Source organism: Streptomyces coelicoflavus (assembly GCF_003112555.1).
GTDB classification, from domain to species: domain Bacteria; phylum Actinomycetota; class Actinomycetes; order Streptomycetales; family Streptomycetaceae; genus Streptomyces; species Streptomyces coelicoflavus.
Genome location: NZ_BEWB01000014.1, coordinates 191,858 through 214,843 on the forward strand (window position 1 = coordinate 191,858; position 22,986 = coordinate 214,843).

Here is a 22,986-nt window from a genome sequence, read left to right on the forward strand (position 1 = left end):
CCGCTCAGTCCCGGTCGCCGTGCCCCGGCGACCTGCGCTTCACGTACAGGCGGCCGTCCGCCGGTCCGGTCCACTCCAGCCGTACGACACCGGGTACGGCCGACTCGGCGACGCGGGACGCGTCGGACCAGTAGCCGGCGGCGGGGTTGAGGAAGTACGTCGCCCACAGGCCGCCCCTGTGGTCGGCGAAGAAGTTGTTGTGACCGGCCCCGACCCCCGCGGTGTACCGCTTCGAGTACGGTCCCTCGAACCGGTCGGCCACGGCGACGACCGCGTCGTACTGGTACTGCACCCGGCCGGTCGCGGGCTCGTCGTAGGCCTGGCGGACGGTGCCGTCGGTGTTGACCGACGTCCGGTCCCAGGCGGCGTGGACGAGGTGGTACTTGCCCTTGTGCTTGAACACGTACGCGCCCTCGAGGTACGGCTCCGGGGAGTAGGGGGTCTGCCGGAACCGGGGCAGGTCCGTCGTCGTGACGATGTCCTCCATGTCGTCCCGGAACCTCGCGTACAGGTCGTTGTGGAGCACGAGCCACGCGTCGTCGCCCTCGGTGAAGAGGCCGCCGTCGATGTGGTGGTAGGCGCCGGGCTCGATGAACTTCGGACCGCCGATGAACGAGTCGCCGAAGGGCTTGTCCAGGTTCCCCTCGATCAGCCGGTACGGGCCCTCGACCCCGCCCTCGCTCACCAGCATGAACGAGCCGACCTTGCGGGAGTGGTCGCCCATGCACGCCACGAGGTACCAGGTGCCCCGGAAGTAGTGCAGCTCCGGCGCCCAGGCCTGACCGCGCTTGCCGAACCGCTCGTCGTGCCAGTACTCCTGCCAGGGCGCGACGACCGTGCGGCCGGGCCGGTTCTCCCCGGCGAACTCGGGCGACCACACTTTGCCCCGCTCGGCCCCGGGCCGGATGCCGGTGGTGTCGGCCAGCCGCCACGGCCCCTCGAGGGAGGGGGCCAGCCACACGAAGATCCCGTCGTTCCAGGGACCGGCGGCCTCGAGTCCGGGCACCCGGGAGGTGCCCGTGGCGACGTACAGCGGGCGGCCGTCGACGACGAAGCAGTTCACGTAGGTGTCGCGCATCCACACCGTGCCGCGCTCCTCGTCACGGGGGCGCAGCTCCAGCGGGAGGACGAACGAGTTGTCCTCGCGCGGCCACAGGTCCGTCCGCGTGTCCGCCACGCCGTACTGCTCGGGGTCGGGCCAGTTCCGCGCGCGGTGCCGGGACGTCCCGGCCGCCGGGGAAGCGGCGGGCGCGCCGGCGGGAGCCGCCTGCGCGGTGCTCGCCGGCAGGGCGAACGCCGCCCCCACACCGGCGGCGCCGGCCAGCAGGGAGCGTCGGTGGAGTCCGTACTCGGCATCGGTCATCAGTCGGGTTCTCCTTGGTCGTCCCCGTCCGGGAACCGGGGGGCGGCACACGAGCCGCACGACGGGGGTACGGCGCACAGCATGCGAACCCCGCGCATTTACGTCAACAGGCCGGACGAATAAAGCCGTAGGAACCTTGCTGCCGTGGCCCCGGCCACCAGGCATTGTGAACGCTTCGTTGCATCTTTCCGCCGGAGTGTTGACGGAATAATCGAGCCTCCCTACCTTGACCGGCATGCAGATGCCCAGCGGAGTGCACGCACTGGTCAGGCGGACCCACGAAGAGCGCGTGATGCGTGCGCTTCAGGAGAACGGCGCCATGAGCCGCGGCGAGATCGCCCGGGTCGTGGGCCTGTCGCGCACCACCCTGTCCGAGATCACCGGCAACCTCCTGCAACGAGGCGCCATCGTCGTCGTGGACACCGACGCCTCCCGGCGTGAGGGCAGCGGCCGGCCGGCCGAACGGCTGGCCCTCGACCCGGCCTCCGCGCAGTTCATGGGCGTCGACTTCGGACACCGGCGGGTGCACGTCGTCGTCGCGGACGCCTCGCACGAGATCATGGTCTCGGGCTCCGTCCGCTACGAGGACACCGCGACCTGGAAGACCCGCACCGAACTGGCCCTGGAACTGGTCGACCGGCTGAGCAGCGAGGCCGGAGTCCACTACGGGGCGCTCCAGGGCATCGGCATCGGTGTGCCCGGCCCCTACCCGGCACCGGAGGGAGCCGCCTGGCCCCGCGCCACGGCGGGCACCACCGTGCTCCGCCCGGCACCCGAAGGCGTCGACGTGGCCTTCGCCGAGCGCTTCGACGCACCGGTGATCGTTGACAACAACACCCGCCTGGCCGCCCTGGCCGAGGCGATCAGCGGCGCCGACAGCGTCGCCGACCTGGTGTACGTACGGCTGTCGGACGGCGTCGGCGGCGGCCTCGTCGTCGGCGGCCAGCTGGTGACCGGCTCGTCCGGACTGGCCGGCGAGCTGGGCCACGTGACCGTCGAACCGGCGGGCCGGCCCTGCCGGTGCGGCAAGCGGGGCTGTCTGGAGACCGTGGCCTCCGTGCCCGGCATCCTCGCCGCCTGCTGGGAGTTCGGACTGCGCCTGGAGAACCTCGACGACCTCGCCGCCGCCGTGCGCCGCGCCCACCCCGTCGCGGACCGGGTCCTGCGGGAGGCCGCGGGGGCACTGGGGCGGGTGGTCGGCGCCGCGACCATGATGCTGAACCCGGCGAAGGTGGTCATCGGCGGCGAGATCACCCGGCTGGCGCCCGTCCTCGTGGAGCAGGTCGCGGCCACCCTCGCCGCCGAGATCTTCCCGACCGCCTCGGCCGGGCCCGTCGTCGCCGCGGCCCGGCTCTCCGACGACGACGGCGCCATCGGCGCGCTCGCCGCCGTCTTCCACAGCTCACCCCTCCTGGCGAGGTACCCCGAAACCGCCGAGGTGAAGGGCCGTTCCGACGCGCCCGACTCCGCCACCGAAGGAGCCGCCCATGTCCGTCCTTGACAAGCGGAGCGCCGACCAGCGGCACTCGCGGCCCGAGAAGGAGCCCGGGGCCCTGCCCGGGTCCGAAGCGGGCGACACCACCGCGGGCGACACCAAGTCCGCGCGGGAGCCCTCCCGTTCCGGCCGGCGCGGGCTTCCGCTCGCCCTCAACGCCGTGTCCGTCGCGCTCGGCATCGCCCTCTGGTGGGCCCTCGCGTCCGCAGGGTTCAAGCTGCCGACCCCGCCCGAGGTCGTCTCCCGGGCCGGCACGCTGATCAGCGACGGGACGCTCGCCGACGACGCGCTGGCCAGCCTGACCCGGGTCCTCATCGGCTTCGCGCTGGGCACGGCCGTGGCCGTCCCGGTGGGCTTCCTGATGGGCTGGTACGGCATCCTGCGCGGACTGATCGAACCCTGGATCCAGTTCTTCCGCACCATCCCGCCGCTGGCGATCATCCCGCTCGCCGTGGTCGCCATGGGCATCGACGAGACACCGAAGATCTTCGTCATCTTCCTCGCCGCGTTCCTGGCCTGCGTGATCTCCACCTTCCAGGGCGTGGTGAACGTCGACCGCACCCTGATCAACGCCGCCCGGGTCCTCGGCGCGGGCGACGCCACGATCTTCGCCCGCGTGGTGGTGCCGGCCTCCACCCCCTTCATCCTCGTCGGCATGCGGGTCGGCCTCGGCTCGGCCTGGGCGACCCTGGTCGCCGCCGAGCTGATCGCCGCCCAGGAGGGCCTCGGCTACCGCATGCAGAACGCGCAGCTCTACTACGACCTCCCGACCATCTTCGTCGGGCTGATCTCGATCGGAATCCTCGGTCTCCTCATGGACCGCGTCCTCCTCCTCGCCGAACGCCGGCTCACCCGATGGCAGGAACGCCGATGACCAGCACAGAAGCCAAGATCTCCGTCCAGCACGTCACCAAGACCTTCTCGCTGGGCCGGGAGACCTTCACCGCCCTCGACGACGTGTCCCTCGACATCGCGAACCACGAGTTCGTCACCGTCGTCGGCCCCTCCGGGTGCGGCAAGAGCACCCTGATGAACATCCTCGCCGGGCTCGAGACGCCCACGGCCGGCCGCGCCCTGGTGGACGGCGCCCCCGTCTCCGGCCCCGGCCCCGAGCGCGGCGTGATCTTCCAGCAGTACGCCCTCTTCCCCTGGCTGACCGTGCGGCAGAACGTCGAGTTCGGCCTGCGCACCACCGGCGTGCCCAAGGCGGAACGCCGCGCCAGGGCCGAGCACTTCATCGAACTCGTCGGCCTGGAACGCTTCGCCGACGCGCTCCCCAAGACCCTCTCCGGCGGCATGCGCCAGCGCTGCGCCATCGCCCGCGCCTACGCCGTCGACCCCTCGATCCTGCTGATGGACGAACCCTTCGGCGCCCTCGACGCGCTCACCCGGGTCAAACTCCAGGAGCAGCTGCTCAAGACCTGGAGCCAGGACAAGCGCACGGTCCTGTTCATCACCCACGACGTCGACGAGGCCGTGTTCCTGGCCAACCGGGTCGTCGTGATGGCCGCCCGCCCCGGACGCGTCTACGACGTCATCGACGTCGACCCGGCCATCGTGCGCGACGAGGCCTTCCGGCTCAGCCCCGAGTTCGCCGCACTGCGCAACCGCGTGTGGCACTCCGTCTACCACCAGGAAGGCCGCACCGCCGCCCTTTCCGGTTCCCACTCCTCCCCGTCATGACCCGGAAGGGACCCACCGCCATGACACCCTCCCTCACCCGCAGAACCCTCACCACCGCCCTCGCCGGCACGGCCGCCATGGCGCTCCTCGCCGCGTGCGGCGGCGGCTCGTCCTCCGGTGGATCCTCGGACAAGGTCCGCTTCGGCTACATCAACGACTTCAACGGCGCCAGCCTCATCGCCATCGCCGAGGCCAAGGGCCTGTGGAAGAAGCACGGGCTGTCGGCGGACGCCAAGGTCTTCACCAACGGGCCGCTCCAGATCCAGGCCCTCGGCACCAACAACCTCGACTTCGGCTACATAGGCCCCGGCGCCATGTGGCTCCCCGCCTCCGGCCAGGCGAAGGTCGTCGCCGTCAACACCCTCGGCAACTCCGACCGGGTCCTCGCCCAGCCGGGCATCACCTCGATGCAGCAGCTCAAGGGCAAGACCGTCGCCGTGCCCGAGGGCACCTCCGGCGACATGATCCTCACCCTCGCCCTGGAGAAGGCCGGGATGACCAAGGACGACCTGAAGGTCGTCCCCATGGACCCCTCCACCATCGTCTCCGCCTTCTCGTCCGGGCAGGTCGACGGCGCCGGCTTCTGGTACCCGGCCGCGGCGACGATCAAGAAGCAGGTTCCCGACCTGGTCGAGCTCGCCAAGAACACCGACTTCGAGCAGGACGTCTCCTTCCCCACCGCGTTCGTGGCGGGCAACAAGGTGGTGGCCGACCAGCCGGAGAAGACCAAGAAGGTCCTCGCCGTGCTGCGCGAGGCCATGACGTTCCGCTCCGAGCACACCGACGAGGCGATCGAACTCACCGCCGCCAAGCTGAAGATCCCCGTCGACCAGGTGAAGGCGGACGCCGCCAACAACAAGGTGCTCGGCGTCGAGGAACTGGACAAGCTGACCGAGGACGGCACCGTCGTCAAGTGGCTGAAGGGCATGAACGACTACTTCGTCGACGCCGGCAAGCTGGAGAAGCCCGTCGACCCGAAGACCTACTACACCGGTGACCTCTTCACGGGAGCGGGCAAGTGACCCAAGCGAACCAGCCCGGCGCCGGTCCCGGCACCACCCGGCCCGGCACGCCCGGGAAGAACATCCTCTTCCTCATGACCGACCAGCACCGCACGGACACGCTCGGCGCCTACGGCAACCCGCTGGCCCACACCCCCGCACTCGACGAACTGGCCGCCACGGGAACCCGTTTCGACCGCTGGTACACCCCCACCGCGATCTGCACCCCGGCCCGCGCCAGTCTCCTGACCGGGCAGGCACCCTTCCGGCACAAGCTCCTCGCCAACCACGAACGCAACGTCGGCTACCTCGAGGACCTGGCCGAGGACCAGTTCGCCTTCTCCCGCGCACTGCGCGAACACGGCTACAACTGCGGCCTGTTCGGCAAATGGCACACCGGCAACCGGCGCAACGCGGCCGACTACGGCTTCGACGGCCCCGACCTGCCCGGCTGGCACAACCCCGTCGACCACCCCGACTACCTCGCCTACCTCGACGAGCGCGGACTGCCCCCGTACGAGATCAGCGACCGCGTCCGCGGCACCCTGCCCAACGGCGGCCCCGGGAATCTGCTCGCCGCACGGCTCCACCAGCCCGTCGAGGCCACCTTCGAGCACTACCTGGCCACCCGCGCCATCGAGCAGCTGGAGCGGTACGCCGCCGACGTCCACGAGCGCGACCAGCCCTTCTTCCTGGCCCTGCACTTCTTCGGACCGCACCTGCCGTACATCCTCCCGGACGAGTACTTCGACCTGGTCGACCCGGCCGACGTCCAGCTGCCGAGATCGGTGTCCGAGACCTTCGAGGGCAAACCCCCCGTGCAGCGCAACTACAGCGCGCACTGGACCTTCGACACCATGCCCATCGAGACGACCCGCAAGCTCATCGCCGTCTACTGGGGCTACGTGGCCCTCATCGACAAGCAGATCGGCCGGGTCATGGACGCCATGGAACGCCTCGGCCTCGTGGACGACACCGCGGTGTTCTTCACCTGCGACCACGGAGAGTTCACCGGCTCCCACCGGCTGCACGACAAAGGCCCCGCGATGTACGAGGACATCTACCGCACACCCGGGCTGCTACGCGTCCCCGGCGCGCCCGGAGGCCAGGTGCGCGACGAGTTCGTCAGCCTCCTCGACTGCACCGCGACCATCCTCGAACTGGCGGGCCTCGACCCGAAACCCGCCGTCGACTCACGCAGCCTGCTGCCGCTGGTGCGGGGCGAGCAGGTCGAGTGGGACGAGGACATCGTCTGCGAGTTCCACGGCCACCACTTCCCCTACCCGCAACGCATGCTGCGCGAGGACCGGTACAAACTCGTCGTCAACCCCGACTCCGTCAACGAGCTGTACGACCTGCACACCGACCCGGACGAACTCCAGAACGTGTACGCCCACCCCGAGCAGGCGGAGGTCCGCGGCCGCATGATGCGCCGGCTGTACGACGTACTGCGCGAGCGCGGCGACAACTTCTACCACTGGATGACATCGATGTACGACGTCGGCGAGGTGGGCCACGACCCGACCCTGAGCGGGCTCGACGAGTCCACGTACAAGGCCTGACACCGGCAAGTCCGCAGCCCGATCGAGGAACCATGACCCGCGCCCACCGTCCGTGCTGCACCCCCGCGGCAGCACCCGCCACCGTAGACACCACGCACCTTCCGGCACCGGGGTCCGCCACCGGGCCGCGCTCCACCCGTGGTCAAGTGCGCCTGCCGGGCGGTGGGTTCGCGATGGGGGACGCCTTCGGCGAGGGATATCCGGCCGACGGCGAGACCCCCGTGCACGCGGTGCGTCTGAAACCCTTCCACATCGACGAGACGGCCGTCACCAACGCCCGGTTCGCCGCCTTCGTCAAAGCGACGGGCCACGTGACCGACGCCGAACGCTTCGGCTCCTCGGCGGTATTCCACCTCGTGGTCGCCGCCCCCGGCGCCGACGTCCTCGGCAACGCCGCCGGTGCCCCCTGGTGGATCAACGTCCGGGGCGCCCACTGGCGTCGTCCCGAGGGCGCCCGTTCCGACATCACCGGCCGGCAGAACCACCCCGTCGTCCACGTCTCCTGGAACGACGCCACCGCCTACGCCCGGTGGGCCGGCAAGCGCCTGCCCACCGAGGCCGAGTGGGAGTACGCGGCCCGCGGGGGACTGGCCGGCCGCCGCTACGCCTGGGGCGACGAACTGACCCCCGGCGGCCGGTGGCGCTGCAACATCTGGCAGGGCCGCTTCCCCCACGTCAACACGGCCGAGGACGGCCACCTCACCACCGCACCGGTCAAGTCCTACCGCCCCAACGGCCACGGGCTGTGGAACACCGCGGGCAACGTGTGGGAATGGTGCGCCGACTGGTTCTCACCCACCTACTACGCCGACTCGCCGACCACGGACCCGCGCGGCCCCGCGACCGGGACCACCCGGGTCCTGCGCGGCGGCTCCTACCTGTGCCACGACTCCTACTGCAACCGCTACCGGGTCGCCGCCCGCTCCTCCAACACCCCGGACTCCTCGTCCGGCAACCTCGGCTTCCGCTGCGCCAACGACGAGGAGGACGCCGACCTCAGCGCTGGGTGAGTGTCTGGGGGTAGTCGGTGATGATGCCGTCGACGCCGAGGTTGGTCATTTTGCGGATGGCGCCGGGTTCGTCGACGGTCCAGACGTTGGTGGTCATGCCGAGTTGGTGGATGCGGTCGACGAGGGTCTGGTCGGTGACGGTGTGCTGGGGGTTGATCTGGTCGGCCCATTGGCTGAGTTCGACGAGTTCGGTGTCGGTGGGGCGGTCGGCGTCGAGGATGCCGATGGGGATGTCGGGCTGGGCGGTGTGGAAGGTGTGGGCGTCGTCGGTCTGGAAGGACTGGACGGCCAGTCGGTTCCGGGTGAGGGCTTTGTGGAGGTAGTGGGGTTTGGCGCGCAGGGCGTCGGCGAGGTCGGTGGCGATGGTGGTGCCGTACTGGCTGCAGGGGCTGATTTCGGCGAGGAGTCCGGTGCGGGTGTGCTGGATGTGGCGGATGACGTCGTCGACGGTGATGATGCGTTCGTCTGCGTAGTCGTCGTGGAACCAGGTTCCGGCGTCGAGGCGGCGCAGTTCGTTCCAGGTGAAGTCGGAGACGCGGTAGCGGGGGCGGTCGGGGTAGAGGTCTTCGATGTTGGTGGTGCGTTCCATGGTGCAGTCGTGGAAGTTGACGAGTTTGCCGTCCTTGGTGCGTTGGACGTCGATTTCGACGTAGTCGGCGCGTTGGTGGACGGCGAGGTCGATGGCGGCGGCGGTGTTTTCGGGTGCCATGCCGGAGGAGCCGCGGTGGGCGATGGCGTCGGGTCCGTCGGTCGCGGCCCGCGCGGACGTCGACGTCATCGCCAACGCCAGCCCACTCAGCAACGCCACCACGACACCGGTGCGCCTCTTGCTCGCAAGCTTCACTTGAGCCTCCCGTGCTCGAACGACTCCCTGGAGGCTCCCGGACCGCGGTTACGGGAACCCTGCCACGGACTGGCGGGGCCGGGATGGGCCGGTAGAGCGGAGCGTCGAACCGGTCATCGGAGGAGGAGGGGCCGATTGCGCGCAATCAGCCCCTCCCGCCCCGCCTTTCACCTGCCGACGATGCCCTGGGGCAGGAGCGACTGCGGGGAGGTGGCCGGATGCCCCACCTCCAGCGATCCGAGGAGACCGTCGAGGAGCCGGCCACCGGGAACGCCGGCGGACGGGTTGGGCACGGGAGCCGCCTCGGCGACGGGGGCGGAGACCAGCAGAGCGGTGGCCATGACGGAGACACAGGCGAGCTTCTTGATCATGTCCGTCCCAACGAAGGGAGGGCGTCGGGGAAACGCCAACTGTGGGCCGACTGGACCAGTCGGGTTCACCCCGCACCCCGCACCCCGCATCCCGAACATGGCACCCCGCACCCCCAACACGGCACCCCGGGAGAAGCCCGCTCACTCCGCCCCGCGCGGCCAGACGAACACCTCGGTACCGGGCCGGCGTTCGGAGAAGCGGACCGACGGCGAAACCTCCCTCAGCAGCCGGCGCAGGTCCGCCTCGAAGGCGGGGAGCCGGTCGCCGAACAGGTGCGGAGCCGAGAACGACATCGAGAACACGCCCGCGACGACGTCGTCGCAGGTGCGCACCATCGCCTGCCCACCGGGCACGACATGGCGGTACGGGCCGGCGAACCCCGCCCCGGCCAGGATCGCGTGCTCACCGGCGGGCGTGCCGCACGGCAGCAGCCCCCGGCCGGCCCGGCGGACCGGTCCCAGATACCGTCTGACGAGCGCGTCGATCGCCGCACGCGGGACCGGGGGATGAGGCAGCTCGTCGACGGTCCGGCTCTCACCCTTGAGGTCGGAGATGTGCACCAGCGCCCCACCGGGCCTGAGCATGCGCCGTACGGTCGCCGCCACCCGCTCGCGGTCCATCCAGTGGAACGACTGGGCGAGGGTCGCGACGGTGAAGTCGCCGAGCCCCGCGGGCAGTTCCTCGGCCCGCGCCCGCACCCACCGCACCTTCTCCGTCACCTCCAGCTCGGCGGCCCCGCGCGCCGCCTCCGCGAGCATCGCCGCGTCCGGATCGACCCCGACCACCTCGTCGAAGAGCCCCGCCAGACGCAGCGCCACCGTCCCCGGCCCGCACCCCAGGTCGATGAGCCGGCCCCGGCCGTCCAGCGCCAGCACCTGGGCGAGTACGTGGGCCAGACCGGGCGCGTACGGGAGCCGCCCGCGCCGGTAGAAGGGCGCGGTACCGGAGAACAGCGTCTCGTCCCACTCCCGGCCGCCGTCTCCCATGACCACCCGCCGCATCCCCGGTCCCGTACGTGTCCCCACCGAGCCCCATGATCCCACCGTGCAGCCGGTGCGCCCGCCCTGCGCCCTGCCCGGCCCGCGCGCGGTCCTACACACTCACAGGCATGGGGGACACCCACGAAGCGAACCTCTTCCCGGTGCCGGGCCCGGACGGACACCGGCAGCCGGCCCCTGACGCACCCCGGCCCTGGGAGAGCATGGACCGGCGGCAGGCCGTCCGCGACGGCGCCACTGGACCGGAGCCGCCGGCCCGCCCCGTCTGCCCGCACTGCGGCCTGCCCGGAGAACGCCGCCCCACCTACACCGGCCAGCACGTCCTGCTCGAACCCCTGCTCACCGTGCCCGCCCACCTCGTCCCCGGCGGACACCGCTGGCATGTCGACCCGGGCGGGCAGGCCTGGAACGGCGGCCTGGACGAGCCCCTGCCCGGCGCCACCTGCCGCGTCCCCCACCAGCTCACCTGCCCCGGCCTGTCCCTGGACGAGATCAGACCGTGGCGGTGGCTGGACGCGGTGCGCGAGGAGAACGCCCGGCGGGCGCTGCGGCGGACGGACGGCACGGACCGCCCGGAGGCGTTGCCCGACGCCGGATGAGCGCCCGGCCACGGTCGGTCGTTTGTGTGTGGGGGCCTACGACGACTCGCGCACCACCAGCTCCGTCGGCAGCGTCATCTGCTGCCGGGGCGCACCGTGCTGCGTGATGTCGGTGAGGATGCGGGCCATGGTCCGGCCCAGTTCCTCCACCGGCTGACGCACCGTCGTCAGCGGCGGGTTGGTGTGGCGGGCCAGGATGGAGTCCTCGAAGCCGACCACGGCGACGTCCCCCGGTACCTGCCGCTTCCACCGGCGCAGTTCGGCCAGGGCACCCACCGCCATGAGGTCGGACGCGGCGAAAACGGCGTCCAGGTCCGGCACACGTTCAAGAAGCGAACGCATGGCGCTCGCGCCGCCCTCCTCGGTGAAGTCACCCGCCTCGGCGAGGAGTTCCCGAGCCGGGACGCCCGCCTCCTCGTGCGCGGCGCGCCAGCCGGCGAGCCTGCTGCGGCCGACGTCCATGTCCAGCGGGCCGGTGATCGTGGCGACCCGCCGCCGTCCGCTGCCCAGCAGATGCCGTACCGCGGCGGCGGCCCCGCCCGCGTTGTCGGAGTTGACGTAGCTCAGCCGTTCGCCCGCGTCGCGGCGGCCGGCGAGCACGGTGGGCAGGCCCATCTCCTCCAGCATGCCGGGCAGCCGGTCCTCGGCGTGCACCGAGACCAGCAGCACGCCGTCCACGCGACGGGTCGCGACCGACTCGGTCAGCTGGTCCCGCTCGGCCTGGTCGCGGACCAGCATGAGCTGCAACTGGGTGCGGCTCTCGGCGAGGGCGCCGCTGACACCGCGGATGAGCGCGGCGAAGAACGGCTCCGAGCCGAGCCGGCTCTCCGACTCGGGAATCACCAGGGCCACGGCGTTGGTGCGGTTGGTCACCAGGCCGCGGGCGACCGAGTTGGGAACGTAGTTCAGTTCCTTGATCGCCGCAAGCACCCTCTCCCGGGCATCGGCACTGACCAGCTCCGAGCCGTTGACGACCCGGGAGACCGTGGTGCGGCCCACGCCGGCGCGGGCGGCGACCGTTTTGATCGTTGGACGGCGGTTGCCGGTCATGAACTCCCCCCTCGGCGGCCGCGGCTGCGATGCCTGCCGCGGAGGTGACCTGCGGCAATTCTTGCAGACACGGAGCCCGGCGGAGCACCCCCAGGGCCCTGTGAGGCGAACGCGGCGGGCGGGTCGCCGCGCGAACTTGCGTTCAAGTCATTGACAGATCGGCCCGTTGCCACGAGTCTTCGTTGCGCTGGTGGGAACGTGCCCACCAAAATTGGGCACGTTCCCACACCGTGTTCGAACCGCTGTCTTTCATCGCTGTAGCCATCGCAGTAGTCATCGCAGAACTCGTCACTCCGATGTGTCAGCGCCGTCGCTAGGAGGAGATCCATGGGCACTCTCGGTTCGTTGCGCAGAAGGGCGGTGGCGACGGCCGCGGCCGTCGGCGCGCTGGCGCTCGTCGTCGGCTGCGGCGGCAGCGACGACTCGGCCACCGGCGGTGGCAAGAAGGACGGCAAGGTGACCATCACCATGGGCATGTACGGGGTGATGGGGATCAAGGAGACCGGCCTTCTCGAGCAGTACGAGAAGGAGAACCCCAACGTCGACATCAAGGCCGAGATAGCCGGCGACGAGCAGACGTACTACACGGCGCTGCAGACCAGGCTCGCCGCGGGCAAGGGCCTGAAGGACATCCAGGGCATCGAGATCGGCCGGGCCAAGGAGATCACCGAGACCCAGGCGGACAAGTTCGCGGACTTTTCCAAGGTCGAGGGCACCGACCACTTCCTGCCGTGGAAGGAGTCCCAGATCAGCACCAAGGACGGCAAGGTGCTGGGCCTGGGCACCGACATCGGCCCGATGGCCGTCTGCTACCGCAAGGACTACTTCGAGAAGGCGGGCCTGCCCACCGACCGCGAAGAGGTCGCCAAGCTGTGGGCGGGCGACTGGAACAAGTACGTCGAGGTCGGCCGCACCTTCAAGAAGGGCTTCAAGGACGGCGACGTGGCCTACATGGACGCGGCCAGCGGCCTGTTCAACGCCATGGTCTACGGCTACCCCGAGCAGTACTACGACGAGAACGGCGAGTTGATCTACGAAACCAACCCGGCCGTCAAGGAGGCCTGGAACCTCTCCGCCGACGCGGCCGAGGAAGGCCTGACGGCCAAGCTCCGCCAGTTCCAGCCGGGCTGGGACCCGGGCCTGGCCAACGGCACCTTCGCCACCGCGGTGTGCCCGGCGTGGATGCTCAGCCACATCAGTGAGAAGGCCGGCGACGCCAACAAGGGCAAGTGGGACGTCGCCAAGGCCCCCAAGGGCGCCAACTGGGGCGGTTCCTTCCTCGGCGTGGTCGAGCAGAGCCCGGTGAAGGAGGAGGCCAAGAAGCTCGTCGCCTGGCTGACCGCGCCCGAGCAGCAGGCCCACATCTTCAAGGAGATCGGCAACATCCCCTCCTCCCGCACGGCGCTGGACAGCCCCGAGGTGAAGAACGCCAAGTCCGAGTACTTCAGCGGCGCACCGATCGGGCAGATCTTCGGAGCGGCCGCCCAGGAGATCCCGGACAAGCAGGTCCTCGGCCGCAAGGACGGCACGATCAAGGACACCTTCTCCCAGGGTCTGGCTCTGATCGAGCAGGGCGACGCCACGCGTGAAGAGGCGTGGAAGACCACCGGGGAGCGCATCGAGAAGGCCGTCGGCTGACTCTCCGCTCCCGAGGCCGGCCGGGCCCGCCCGCGTCCAGGAACAGGTCCTGGCCGGCGGGCCCGGCGCCCGGCTCACACATCCGCTCTGAGGAAGGAAGTCCGGTGGCCACCTCCACCACCAAGGCCCTGGCCGGGGGCGAGCCTCCGCGTCCGTCCCCCCGCAGCGGCGGCGGGGACACCCCCCGGCGGCGCGGCGCGCTCTGGCACCGGCTCGACATCAAGGGCGCCCCGTACGCGTTCGTCGCGCCGTTCTTCATCATCTTCGCCGCGTTCAGCTTCTACCCCCTGATCTACACCTCGTGGATCTCCCTGCACGACGTGGAGCTGGCCACCCTCGATGTCATGGAGTGGGTGGCGTTCGACAACTACGTGGAGCTGTGGGGCGATTCGAGGTTCTGGAACGCGCTGCAGAACACGATCACCATCGGCGTCATCTCCACGGTGCCGCAGCTGATGATGGCGCTCGGCATGGCGCACCTGCTCAACTACCGGATGCGCGCCTCGCTGTTCTTCCGGGTCGCCTCCCTGGTCCCCTACGCCACCTCGGTCGCCGCGGCCGCCCTCGTCTTCACCATGATCTTCGAGCGCGACTTCGGCATGATCAACTGGGCGCTCGGCTCGGTCGGCATCGACCCGGTGAACTGGGAGTCCGACAAGTGGCCCGCCCAGATCGCGATCTCCACCATCGTCATCTGGCGCTGGACCGGCTACAACGCGCTGCTCTACCTGGCCGCGATGCAGGCCATCCCCGCCGACCGGTACGAGGCGGCCTCCCTGGACGGTGCCTCCCGGTGGCAGCAGTTCATCCACGTCACCGTGCCCGGGATCCGCTCCACCATCGTCTTCACCATCGTGCTCTCCACGATCGGCGCCACCCAGCTCTTCGGCGAGCCGCTGATCTTCGGCCAGGGGCCCAACGGCGTCACCGGCGGCGCGGACAACCAGTACCAGACGCTGGGCCTGCTGCTGTACGAGGAGGGCTGGAAGAACTACCAGATGGGCCGCTCCGCGACCGTCGCCTGGGCGATGTTCATGCTGCTGGTCCTCGTCTTCGTCGTGCAGCGCGTCGTCAAGCGCCTGCGCTCCCGTACGTCCTGACCTGGAGCCGTCATGACCACCCAAAGTCTCCCGGCCCGGACCGAAGCCCCGGACCGGACCCCCGCCGTGAGGGCGAGCGGCCGCGGCGGCCGCCGGCTGCTGCGCCAGCGCGCGGGCCGCCAGCACCACGCCGGACCCCTCGCCTACGTACTGCTCGCCGTCATGGCGATCCTGTCGATCTTCCCGCTGTACTGGACGATGGTGGCCGCGTCCACCGACAACACCCGGGTCAGCCAGACGCCGCCCCCGTTCCTGCCCGGCCCGAACCTGTTCAGCAACCTCGCCCGGGCCTGGGACGAGGCGGCGATGGGCAAGGCCATGATCAACAGTCTCATCGTCGCCGGGGTGATCGCCCTGTCCACGGTGCTGTTCGCGACCCTCGCCGGGTTCGCCTTCGCCAAGCTGCGGTTCAAGGGGCGCAACGCCCTGCTCATGCTGGTGATCGGTACCATGATGGTGCCGCCGCAGCTCGCCGTCGTACCGCTGTTCATGATGATGGCCGACCTCGGCTGGTCGCAGCAGCTGCCCGCCGTGATCTTCCCGACGCTGGTGAGCGCGGTCGGCGTGTTCTTCATGCGGCAGTACCTGACGGAGGCGCTGCCCGACGAACTGGTCGAGGCCGGCCGCGTGGACGGGGCCCACTCGCTCAGGATCTTCTTCAGCATCGTGCTGCCCATCGCGCGGCCCGCGATGGCCGTCCTGTTCATGATCACGTTCGTGCACGCGTGGAACGACTTCTTCTGGCCGTTCGTGGTGCTCGACATGACCAATCCGACGGTCCCCGTCGCGCTCACCCAGCTCAGCGCGGGCTACGTCCGCGACCAGTCGCTGATCATGGCCGGCGCGCTGCTCGGCACCCTGCCGCTGCTGGCGATGTTCATCGTCTTCGGCCGCCAGATCGTCAGCGGCATCATGGCCGGCGCCGTCAAGGGCTGATCCGCCGCCGTGCGGCCCGGCCCCGCGCCGTCCGGGCCGCACGCCACCCCCTCGGGTGCGCGCCCCGCGCACACACCCACCACTGAAAGGACTTACGTGGTCACCGCAGCACAGCAGACCGCGTCCGCCCCGGACGCCGCCCGCACCTTCCCCAAGAACTTCCTCTGGGGCTCCGCGACCGCCTCCTACCAGATCGAGGGAGCCGCCGCGGAGGACGGCCGCACTCCGTCGATCTGGGACACCTACGCCCGCACCCCCGGCCGGGTCCGCAACGGCGACACCGGTGACGTCGCCACCGACCACTACCACCGCCGGCGCGAGGACGTCGCCCTCATGGCCGAACTCGGCCTGGGCGCCTACCGCTTCTCCCTCGCCTGGCCCCGGATCCAGCCCACCGGCCGCGGTCCCGCCGTGCAGAAGGGCCTGGACTTCTACCGGCGGCTGGTGGACGAGCTGCTGGAGAAGGGCATCCAGCCCGTCGCCACCCTCTACCACTGGGACCTGCCCCAGGAGCTGGAGGACGCCGGCGGCTGGCCCGAGCGTGCCACGGCCGAGCGGTTCGCCGAGTACGCGGCCCTCGCCGCCGACGCCCTCGGCGACCGGGTGAAGACCTGGACCACCCTCAACGAGCCCTGGTGCAGTTCCTTCCTCGGGTACGGCTCCGGTGTGCACGCCCCCGGCCGTACCGACCCGGTCGCCGCGCTGCGCGCCGCCCACCACCTCAACCTGGCGCACGGCCTCGCCGTCCAGGCGCTGCGGGACCGCGTCCGCGCCGACGCCCAGGTCTCCGTCACCCTCAACATCCACCACGTCCGCCCGCTCACCGACAGTGAGGGCGACGTCGACTCGGCCCGCCGGATCGACGCGCTCGCCAACCGGGTCTTCACCGGCCCCATGCTGAACGGCGCCTACCCGGAGGACCTCCTCAAGGACACCGCCGAGCTGACCGACTGGTCCTTCGTCCAGGACGGCGACCTGCGCCAGGCCCACCAGCCGCTGGACTTCCTCGGCGTCAACTACTACACGCCCACCGTCGTCTCCGAGACCGACGGCAGTGGCGCCCACACGTCCGACGGGCACGGCAACAGCTCCCACAGCCCGTGGCCGGGCGCCGACCGGGTCGCCTTCCACCAGCCGCCCGGCGACACCACCGCCATGGGCTGGGCCGTCGACCCGAGCGGCCTGTACGACCTGCTGCGCCGGCTGTCCGCGGACTTCCCGAGGATGCCGCTGGTCATCACCGAGAACGGTGCCGCCTTCGACGACTACGCCGACCCCGAGGGCCAGGTCAACGACCCGGGCCGGATCGCCTACGTCCGCGGTCACCTGGCCGCCGTCCACCAGGCCATCGTCGACGGCTCGGACGTGCGCGGCTACTTCCTGTGGTCGCTGCTGGACAACTTCGAGTGGGCCCACGGCTACAGCAAGCGCTTCGGCGCGGTCTACGTCGACTACCCGACCGGCACGCGCATCCCCAAGGCGAGCGCCCGCTGGTACTCCGAGGTCGCCCGCACCGGCGTACTGCCCGGCGCCTGACCGGGTCGGTGCGGCGCGCGAAAGCCGCCCCGCGAGGCGTGCCGCACCTTGGGTCCGCCCCCGCCCTCCGCGCAAGCGGCGAGCGGGGGCGGACCCGTGTCCGCCGCAGGTCAGTCGAACGGGGCGAGGGTGAGCCGGGCCTCGGCCGGGTTGCCGTCGTGCACCAGCGACTCGTGGTTGCCGACGTCGTCGAAGGCGAACGCGTACGCCTTCCCGTCCGCCATGCGCTCGTGGATGATCCGGGCGTAGTGGTTGGTCACCGGGTCCCGGTAGAAGTCCGCCGCCGAGGGGTCCGGCTGGTTGGGGTTGCTCAGCAGCGTCGAGCGGTTGAAGCCGGCGCACAGCGTGCGCGAGATCGGGCCGCGCACCTGGTCGTTGGGCGCGTCCAGGAGCCGGTGGCAGCCGAAGACACTGGAGGCGTCGGGCTTCTGGAAGCTGGTGACGACCGCGCCGGAGGTGTTGGTGAAGTTCATGACGTTGCCCGAGACCCGCCCGAAGTACTTCGTGTCCGGGCGGTCCCCGAAGGGCGTGACCGTGAGCGTGGTGGTCGTGTACTTCTGCCACACACGGTTGATGTAGTCGTCCATGACCGACGCGGGCAGCGCCCCGGTCTCCACTCCGTACAGCGGCGCGAGCGCCCGCAGCACGGTGCCGTCCGGCCGGGTCTGGATCAGCCCGCCCCAGCCCGGCTGCGCCCGCAGCGCGTCGAACACCCCGCGGTAGCCACCGGCCTCGAGCTGTCCGGCGCTGGTCACGCCGCCGTCGGCGCGCTGCACGCCGACCGTGTAGGGCGCGGAGAACATGTCGACCTGGGTGCTGTTCAGCCACAGGCCGCCGTCGTTGAGCGTGTACTCGGACCAGTTGAAGAGGATGTCGCGGTTGGGGTCGCTCGGGTTCTGCACAGCGGGCTGCACCAGGCCGCCGGTGGTCAGCCGGAAGTCGAGCTTCTGGCCGTAGGAGAAGTAGATGCGTCCGGACAGCTTCGGTATCCGGATGGTCTTGGTCTGTCCCGCGGCCGGTCCGGGGATGGACGCGTCCGGTGCGGGAGTGGGGGGATTGCCGCCGGCGGGCCAGGCGTGGAAGGTGCCGTTCTCGTCCGCCCAGCCCTGCTGACCGGTCGTCAGCGAGGTGCCCAGGTTGTAGATGTGTACGGCGTCGCCGCGGGCGGAGTTGTTGGTGATCTTCAGGGGGATGGTGGCGGGCACCGCGGCGTCCGCGGGCGGTGCGGCACCGAGCGTGAGCAGGGCGCCGGTCAGGCCTGCGGCCGCGGCCACGGCGAGCAGACGGTGTCTGAGTCTGGAGAGCACTCTCCACCTCCGTGCGGGTGTGGGGGAATTGGTCCGTACCGATTCTGAGAGCGCTCTCAGCGTTGCGCCGGGGCGCGTCCATGTCAATGAGGAGTGCAGCCACAAGGTTCCGCCGCCCACCCGGGTGTACCGCGAGCGGGGCGCCGGTCGTCGCGACCGGCGCCCCCACTGTGCGGTACCGGGCCGTGTGCTTCGGGGACCGGGCCGCCTACGGAACGGGGGCCGACTCGGGCTTGCGGTCGCCTCCCGGCGCCGGCACGGCCGCCACCCCGCGGACCAGGAACGCGGTGCCGAGGCCGCTGACGGGCCGCTCGCCGACGAGCACAACGCGCTGCTCCCGCCGGACGCCTTCCGCCTGCCGGTGGGCCGCCCCGTAACCCGCACGGTCTACCGCGACGCGGCGCACCCGTCCCGGCTCGTGCTGCCGTTCACCGCCGGCCCGGCCACCGCGTAGTGTCGGACCTCCGCGGCGCCCCGCCGCTCCGACCCGGGCCACAGGCAGTCCAGGACCGAGGCGGACGGCGGGAACAGCGCCGACGGGACGGTCTCGCGGGCGAACCACGCCCAGCGCTCGATCTTGTCGGGCTCGGTCACCCGGGGCGTACCGGCCGCCCGCTCGGTGACGGCCGCGGCGGTCACCCGGGTCAGCCCGCCCACGCCGTCGACGAGCACCGCCAGCACCCGCACGTCACCGGGGGCCGCCACGAGCCCGGTCTCCTCCGCCAGCTCCCGGACGGCGGCCGTCTCGAAGTCCTCGCCCGCGTCGACCTTGCCGCCGGGCAGCTCCCAGCGTCCGTCGTGACCGAGCCCCAGCAGCACCCGTCCGTCGGGGTCGAGGACGGCGAGGCCGACACCGGTGAGGCTCTGCGCGGCGGGACGGACACGTTCGGGGCGCTCGGCGCGCGGTGCGGAATCGCTCATCGGGTCATTCCACACCGCGACGGCGCCCGGAAGCCAGCGCGGGCACGAGTCCGGCGGTCACCGGGCGTGGACGGCGACACGCTGCGCGCCTCGGTGAGCGTGCGGGGAGCGCCGGCCGGCCGGCGCCGCGGGTCGTCCTCGACCGCGACCCCCGGGCCCCTCCGCGCGGGCTGAAGACGAACCCCGGGATCGAGCCCGTCGTCCCGGACGACGCCGGATGCTGCGCCTTCGCCGGCGACCGGGCCACCCGCCCCTGATCCGGGTCACTCCCGCTGGGTGAGTGTCTGGGGGTAGTCGGTGATGATGCCGTCGACGCCGAGGTTGGTCATTTTGCGGATGGCGCCGGGTTCGTCGACGGTCCAGACGTTGATGTCCATGCCGAGTTGGTGGATGCGGTCGACGAGGGTCTGGTCGGTGACGGTGTGCTGGGGGTTGATCTGGTCGGCCCATTGGCTGAGTTCGGTCAGTTCGGTGTCGGTGGGGCGGTCGGCGTCGAGGATGCCGATGGGGATGTGGGGCTGGGCGGTGTGGAAGGTGTGGGCGTCGTCGGTCTGGAAGGACTGGACGGCCAGTCGGTTCCGGGTGAGGGCTTTGTGGAGGTAGCGGGGTTTGGCGCGCAGGGCGTCGGCGAGGTCGGTGGCGATGGTGGTGCCGTACTGGCTGCAGGGGCTGATTTCGGCGAGGAGTCCGGTGCGGGTGTGCTGGATGTGGCGGATGACGTCGTCGATGGTGATGATGCGTTCGTCTGCGTAGTCGTCGTGGAACCAGGTTCCGGCGTCGAGGCGGCGCAGTTCGTTCCAGGTGAAGTCGGAGACGCGGTAGCGGGGGCGGTCGGGGTAGAGGTCTTCGATGTTGGTGGTGCGTTCCATGGTGCAGTCGTGGAAGTTGACGAGTTTGCCGTCCTTGGTGCGTTGGACGTCGATTTCGACGTAGTCGGCGCGTTGGTGGACGGCGAGGTCGATGGCGGCGGCGGTGTTCTCGGGTGCCATGCCGGAGGAGCCGCGGTGGGCGATGGCGTCGGGTCCGTCGGTCGCGGCCCGCGCGGACGTCGACGTCATCGCCAACGCCAGCCCACTCAGCAACGCCACCACGACACCGGCGGCTCTGCCGCTCACGCGCCTCACCCCCGCGTCCCGGACGCGGCCGGTGCCGGCGGCGCCGGCGCGGGCAGGGCGTCGAGCACCGCGGCGGCCCGTGCCACGGGGTCGCCCGAGGGCTCGACGGGATAGTCGTCATGTCGCTGGTTCCAGGCGTTCTCGAGCGAGAACCAGTCGATGGCGGCCGGCGGCCGTCCGGTGACCAGTGCGGTGTCGAGGGAGTCGAGGTACGTCGTCCAGCGCATCGCGTAGAAGTCGGAGACCAGCCCGGACCACTCCCGGTTGGCGTAGTCCCGCAGGCCGCCCGCGTCGCTGCCGGAACGGTGGCCCCAGGTGGTCAGGAGGGAACGGGCGTCGAACTCGGCGGCGTCCTTCTCCGCCGCGGTGCGGCCCCAGGACCTGGCGTCCGCCAGCCACGGGCCGAGCAGGAAACGGGAGTCGGTGGCGAGCAGCCGGTCGAGCAGGTCCAGGTCGTCCTTCCACTCGGCGGCCCCCGCACGGAACCGGGACAGATCCCCGGCGTCGTAGGCGGCCTTGATCTCCGGCAGCAGGGAGCGGCTGCGGTTCGCCAGTGCCTGCCGGGCGACGTCGACCAGGTCGAAGCGGTAGGCGTCGGTGGTCCGCAGCGCCGGTGCGACCTTCAGCAGCTCGGCCAGCGCCGCGCGCACCGTGTCCGGGTCGTAGCGCATGGCTCCGGGACTCCAGCTGGCCGCCGAGGTGGCCGTCAGCCGGGGGCGGGCGGTGAAGAGGCTGTCCTGCGCCTCGCTCCAGGTGCCGGACGGCATGCTGTACGGGCCGGTGCGCAGCAGTTCCCAGGCCCGGGCCGCGTGCGGGTCCGGCCGGCCGTAGCGGCGTTCCGCGTACGCGGCGAACCAGCCGGAGTGGTCCACCGGTTCCGTGCGCCAGGCGAGTTCGGTGAACAACTCGTAGGCGACCGGATTGCCGCCCGTGCCCTCCGGCAGGTACGCGATGCCCGCGAGCGCGCTGCCGGGCTCGGTGCGCCACCGGTCGAAACGCTCCGCCCACACCGCGGTGTTGGCGCCGACGGTGGTGTGACCGCCGAAGTTGGGGATCGTGCCGAACGCGTAGGGCGCGCCGTGCCAGGCGGTCTCGCGGTCGAGGCCGTCGTAGCGGTCGGACAGACCGTCGACGATGAGCAGCCTGCTCTTGTCGACGGCGTCGATGATCTGCGTCGAGGGGTTGTTCTGCCAGCCGATCAGGGTCCACACGGCGCCGGGGCGGGCGGTCTGGAGGGCGTTCATCACAGCCCGGGCGGCGTCCCCGACGGGGACGTTCCCCGGTCGGCCGCCCTCGTGCAGCAGGTCCATCTTGTACATCGTGGAGTCGCCGAACAGCTCACGCTGATGGCGGTAGAACGAGGCGGCGACCCTGGAGAACACCCCGGTGCGCGGGTCCAGCCAGTCGGGCCGCTCGAAGCCGACCCACTGACCCTGCGGGACCACCGTTCCCTCGGGGTTGCGTGCCGTGAAGTCCGGGGGCACGGTGCCGTAGTAGCCGGGCAGTACGGGCGTCATGCCGAGCTCGCGCAGCCGGTTCGCGATCCTGCGGCCGAGTGCCGCCCGCTGCTCGATCAGCCGCTCGGAGACGGGGCCGGCGAAGCCGGACATGTTCTGCATCAGCCACCACGGCTGGTGCGCCGGACCGGGGATCCAGGACCGGAGTTCCTTCTTCGAGTAGCCGAACTCCTGGAGCGTTTCGTAGTAGACGGCGTCGGCGCCCATCTGGACGAAGACCTCGTTCACCCCGTGCAGGGCGAGGAGATCGATCTGTTTCTCGTAGGAGGCCCAGTCGCGGTAGGCGCCGGAGTAGCCGTCGTCGGTGTCGTTGAGCGCGAAGCGGTGGGGCACGGAGGCGTGCCGGCGAACGGTGCCCTCGGGTGCGGGCAGGACGCGCGGCAGCTTCGCCGTGCTGCGTCCCGGCCAGCCGAGGTCCACCTTGGCCGTGTACTTGAGGTACCAGTTGACCCCGCTGAGGATCGCGGCGGGACTGGTCCCCCGCACCCGCACGTGGCCGGCGCGGCCGGAGACGCCGAACCAGTCGCCGGAGGCGGGGCGGCGCACCGGAACCAGCGTGAACTGAGTGACGTGCCGGGGCAGCAGCCGGGTGAGCGCCGCTCTGGCGGAGTGCGTCGAGAAGCCCGGTCCGCGCGGCGCGGAATCCGCCGCGGGGGAGGGGGCGGGGGTGAGCGTGGTGGTGAGAAGAGCGAAGGCGACGGCCGCGCAGATGGCAGCCCAGGGTCTGAGGCTTCTCACGGTCACCTCTGCGAAGTTGTTGACGGGGTGCTCGTGAATATGGGGGCGGGCGGGCAGCCGGTCAAGGGCGCCTCGCCGTGCACAGGTGGGTCTTCGGCCATCGCCGGCGGGCCGGAGGACGTGGGCCGTGGCCGATCCCGAGGGGAGGTTCCGCACGTACCGGCATGTCCTGGGCGGAGATGGCGCCGCACATGCGTTCTG

Annotated in this window: 20 protein-coding genes; 11 read left to right on the top strand and 9 right to left on the bottom strand. The window is 71.1% G+C overall.

The annotated features are described in order from the left end of the window. Nucleotides 1-4: 4 nt before the first annotated feature. Nucleotides 5-1,363 (bottom strand): family 43 glycosylhydrolase, encoded by a 1,359-nt coding sequence (locus tag Sco07f_RS31490; RefSeq protein ID WP_054101532.1) that lies wholly within the window; start codon nt 1,361-1,363, stop codon nt 5-7. Nucleotides 1,364-1,598: 235 nt separating this feature from the next. Between Sco07f_RS31490 and Sco07f_RS31495 the strand changes: the two genes are divergently transcribed. Genes Sco07f_RS31495 through Sco07f_RS31520 form a run of 6 tightly spaced genes read left to right on the top strand, consistent with a single transcriptional unit; the run spans nt 1,599 to nt 8,114 of the window. After that, the gene (locus Sco07f_RS31495) at nt 1,599-2,864 is read left to right on the top strand and encodes an ROK family transcriptional regulator (protein ID WP_054101533.1); all 1,266 of its coding nucleotides are present in this window, start codon (nt 1,599-1,601) and stop codon (nt 2,862-2,864) included. Next, nucleotides 2,851-3,732, top strand: coding sequence for an ABC transporter permease (locus Sco07f_RS31500; RefSeq protein ID WP_174855444.1), 882 nt, complete (start codon nt 2,851-2,853; stop codon nt 3,730-3,732). The genes Sco07f_RS31495 and Sco07f_RS31500 overlap by 14 nt, the downstream gene beginning before the upstream one ends. Further along, nucleotides 3,729-4,541 (top strand): ABC transporter ATP-binding protein, encoded by an 813-nt coding sequence (locus tag Sco07f_RS31505; RefSeq protein ID WP_007387996.1) that lies wholly within the window; start codon nt 3,729-3,731, stop codon nt 4,539-4,541. Before Sco07f_RS31500 ends, Sco07f_RS31505 begins: the two co-directional genes overlap by 4 nt. Nucleotides 4,542-4,561: 20 nt before the next feature. Then, the gene (locus tag Sco07f_RS31510; RefSeq protein WP_042821956.1) at nt 4,562-5,563 is read left to right on the top strand and encodes an aliphatic sulfonate ABC transporter substrate-binding protein; all 1,002 of its coding nucleotides are present in this window, start codon (nt 4,562-4,564) and stop codon (nt 5,561-5,563) included. Then, nucleotides 5,560-7,104, top strand: coding sequence for a sulfatase family protein (locus Sco07f_RS31515; RefSeq protein WP_087792492.1), 1,545 nt, complete (start codon nt 5,560-5,562; stop codon nt 7,102-7,104). Before Sco07f_RS31510 ends, Sco07f_RS31515 begins: the two co-directional genes overlap by 4 nt. A 32-nt stretch (nt 7,105-7,136) precedes the next feature. Further along, nucleotides 7,137-8,114, top strand: coding sequence for a formylglycine-generating enzyme family protein (locus Sco07f_RS31520; RefSeq protein ID WP_087792493.1), 978 nt, complete (start codon nt 7,137-7,139; stop codon nt 8,112-8,114). Here Sco07f_RS31520 and Sco07f_RS31525 read toward each other — a convergent pair. The 3 genes from Sco07f_RS31525 to Sco07f_RS31535 all read right to left on the bottom strand — a co-directional run bounded on the left by Sco07f_RS31525 (nt 8,101) and on the right by Sco07f_RS31535 (nt 10,316). After that, nucleotides 8,101-8,958 carry a glycerophosphodiester phosphodiesterase gene (locus tag Sco07f_RS31525; RefSeq protein ID WP_087792494.1) on the bottom strand — a complete coding sequence of 286 codons (858 nt, stop codon included), beginning with the start codon at nt 8,956-8,958 and terminating at the stop codon, nt 8,101-8,103. The genes Sco07f_RS31520 and Sco07f_RS31525 overlap by 14 nt on opposite strands. A gap of 167 nt (nt 8,959-9,125) precedes the next feature. Next, a complete protein-coding gene (locus Sco07f_RS31530; protein ID WP_087792495.1) occupies nt 9,126-9,329 on the bottom strand; it encodes a hypothetical protein in 204 nt (67 codons plus the stop codon). 141 nt (nt 9,330-9,470) lie between these two features. After that, on the bottom strand, nt 9,471-10,316 hold the full coding sequence (locus Sco07f_RS31535) for a class I SAM-dependent methyltransferase (protein ID WP_108989882.1): 846 nt from the start codon (nt 10,314-10,316) through the stop codon (nt 9,471-9,473). 122 nt (nt 10,317-10,438) lie between these two features. Between Sco07f_RS31535 and Sco07f_RS31540 the strand changes: the two genes are divergently transcribed. After that, on the top strand, nt 10,439-10,927 hold the full coding sequence (locus Sco07f_RS31540; RefSeq protein WP_007387992.1) for a DUF6083 domain-containing protein: 489 nt from the start codon (nt 10,439-10,441) through the stop codon (nt 10,925-10,927). Between the two features lie 36 nt (nt 10,928-10,963). Here Sco07f_RS31540 and Sco07f_RS31545 read toward each other — a convergent pair whose 3' ends face one another. Then, complete coding sequence (locus tag Sco07f_RS31545; RefSeq protein ID WP_007388008.1) at nt 10,964-11,977, bottom strand: LacI family DNA-binding transcriptional regulator; 1,014 nt, start codon at nt 11,975-11,977, stop codon at nt 10,964-10,966. 327 nt (nt 11,978-12,304) lie between these two features. Here Sco07f_RS31545 and Sco07f_RS31550 point away from each other — a divergent pair, with 327 nt between their 5' ends. The 4 genes from Sco07f_RS31550 (at nt 12,305) to Sco07f_RS31565 (ending at nt 17,187) form a co-directional block, all read left to right on the top strand. Then, complete coding sequence (locus Sco07f_RS31550) at nt 12,305-13,615, top strand: ABC transporter substrate-binding protein (RefSeq protein WP_007387991.1); 1,311 nt, start codon at nt 12,305-12,307, stop codon at nt 13,613-13,615. A 104-nt stretch (nt 13,616-13,719) separates the two neighbouring features. Continuing rightward, nucleotides 13,720-14,715 (top strand): carbohydrate ABC transporter permease, encoded by a 996-nt coding sequence (locus Sco07f_RS31555; protein ID WP_007387990.1) that lies wholly within the window; start codon nt 13,720-13,722, stop codon nt 14,713-14,715. A 12-nt stretch (nt 14,716-14,727) separates the two neighbouring features. Beyond that, entirely contained in the window at nt 14,728-15,651 is a 924-nt protein-coding gene (locus Sco07f_RS31560) for a carbohydrate ABC transporter permease (protein WP_007387989.1), read from the top strand. A gap of 96 nt (nt 15,652-15,747) precedes the next feature. Then, complete coding sequence (locus Sco07f_RS31565) at nt 15,748-17,187, top strand: GH1 family beta-glucosidase (RefSeq protein WP_108989806.1); 1,440 nt, start codon at nt 15,748-15,750, stop codon at nt 17,185-17,187. A gap of 110 nt (nt 17,188-17,297) precedes the next feature. Here Sco07f_RS31565 and Sco07f_RS31570 read toward each other — a convergent pair whose 3' ends face one another. From Sco07f_RS31570 to Sco07f_RS31590, 4 genes are all read right to left on the bottom strand, one after another. Beyond that, nucleotides 17,298-18,494, bottom strand: coding sequence for a glycoside hydrolase family 64 protein (locus Sco07f_RS31570; RefSeq protein WP_007388007.1), 1,197 nt, complete (start codon nt 18,492-18,494; stop codon nt 17,298-17,300). A 387-nt stretch (nt 18,495-18,881) separates the two neighbouring features. Further along, nucleotides 18,882-19,415 carry a nucleotide triphosphate diphosphatase NUDT15 gene (locus tag Sco07f_RS31580; protein ID WP_108989808.1) on the bottom strand — a complete coding sequence of 178 codons (534 nt, stop codon included), beginning with the start codon at nt 19,413-19,415 and terminating at the stop codon, nt 18,882-18,884. A 263-nt stretch (nt 19,416-19,678) separates the two neighbouring features. Next, nucleotides 19,679-20,530 carry a glycerophosphodiester phosphodiesterase gene (locus tag Sco07f_RS31585; protein ID WP_244942172.1) on the bottom strand — a complete coding sequence of 284 codons (852 nt, stop codon included), beginning with the start codon at nt 20,528-20,530 and terminating at the stop codon, nt 19,679-19,681. A gap of 5 nt (nt 20,531-20,535) precedes the next feature. Further along, nucleotides 20,536-22,785, bottom strand: a complete 2,250-nt coding sequence (locus Sco07f_RS31590; protein ID WP_244942173.1) for an alpha-N-acetylglucosaminidase — start codon at nt 22,783-22,785, stop codon at nt 20,536-20,538. Nucleotides 22,786-22,986: the final 201 nt, after the last annotated feature.

What these genes read in the sequence shown, in the direction of transcription:
- Sco07f_RS31540 (WP_007387992.1), top strand. Translation starts at nt 10,439, where the DNA reads ATGGGGGACACCCACGAAGCGAACCTCTTCCCGGTGCCGGGCCCGGAC.
- Sco07f_RS31535 (WP_108989882.1), bottom strand. Translation starts at nt 10,316, where the DNA reads ATGGGAGACGGCGGCCGGGAGTGGGACGAGACGCTGTTCTCCGGTACC.
- Sco07f_RS31520 (WP_087792493.1), top strand. Translation starts at nt 7,137, where the DNA reads ATGACCCGCGCCCACCGTCCGTGCTGCACCCCCGCGGCAGCACCCGCC.
- Sco07f_RS31580 (WP_108989808.1), bottom strand. Translation starts at nt 19,415, where the DNA reads ATGAGCGATTCCGCACCGCGCGCCGAGCGCCCCGAACGTGTCCGTCCC.
- Sco07f_RS31550 (WP_007387991.1), top strand. Translation starts at nt 12,305, where the DNA reads ATGGGCACTCTCGGTTCGTTGCGCAGAAGGGCGGTGGCGACGGCCGCG.
- Sco07f_RS31510 (WP_042821956.1), top strand. Translation starts at nt 4,562, where the DNA reads ATGACACCCTCCCTCACCCGCAGAACCCTCACCACCGCCCTCGCCGGC.
- Sco07f_RS31505 (WP_007387996.1), top strand. Translation starts at nt 3,729, where the DNA reads ATGACCAGCACAGAAGCCAAGATCTCCGTCCAGCACGTCACCAAGACC.
- Sco07f_RS31545 (WP_007388008.1), bottom strand. Translation starts at nt 11,977, where the DNA reads ATGACCGGCAACCGCCGTCCAACGATCAAAACGGTCGCCGCCCGCGCC.
- Sco07f_RS31500 (WP_174855444.1), top strand. Translation starts at nt 2,851, where the DNA reads ATGTCCGTCCTTGACAAGCGGAGCGCCGACCAGCGGCACTCGCGGCCC.
- Sco07f_RS31490 (WP_054101532.1), bottom strand. Translation starts at nt 1,363, where the DNA reads ATGACCGATGCCGAGTACGGACTCCACCGACGCTCCCTGCTGGCCGGC.
- Sco07f_RS31495 (WP_054101533.1), top strand. Translation starts at nt 1,599, where the DNA reads ATGCAGATGCCCAGCGGAGTGCACGCACTGGTCAGGCGGACCCACGAA.
- Sco07f_RS31560 (WP_007387989.1), top strand. Translation starts at nt 14,728, where the DNA reads ATGACCACCCAAAGTCTCCCGGCCCGGACCGAAGCCCCGGACCGGACC.
- Sco07f_RS31530 (WP_087792495.1), bottom strand. Translation starts at nt 9,329, where the DNA reads ATGATCAAGAAGCTCGCCTGTGTCTCCGTCATGGCCACCGCTCTGCTG.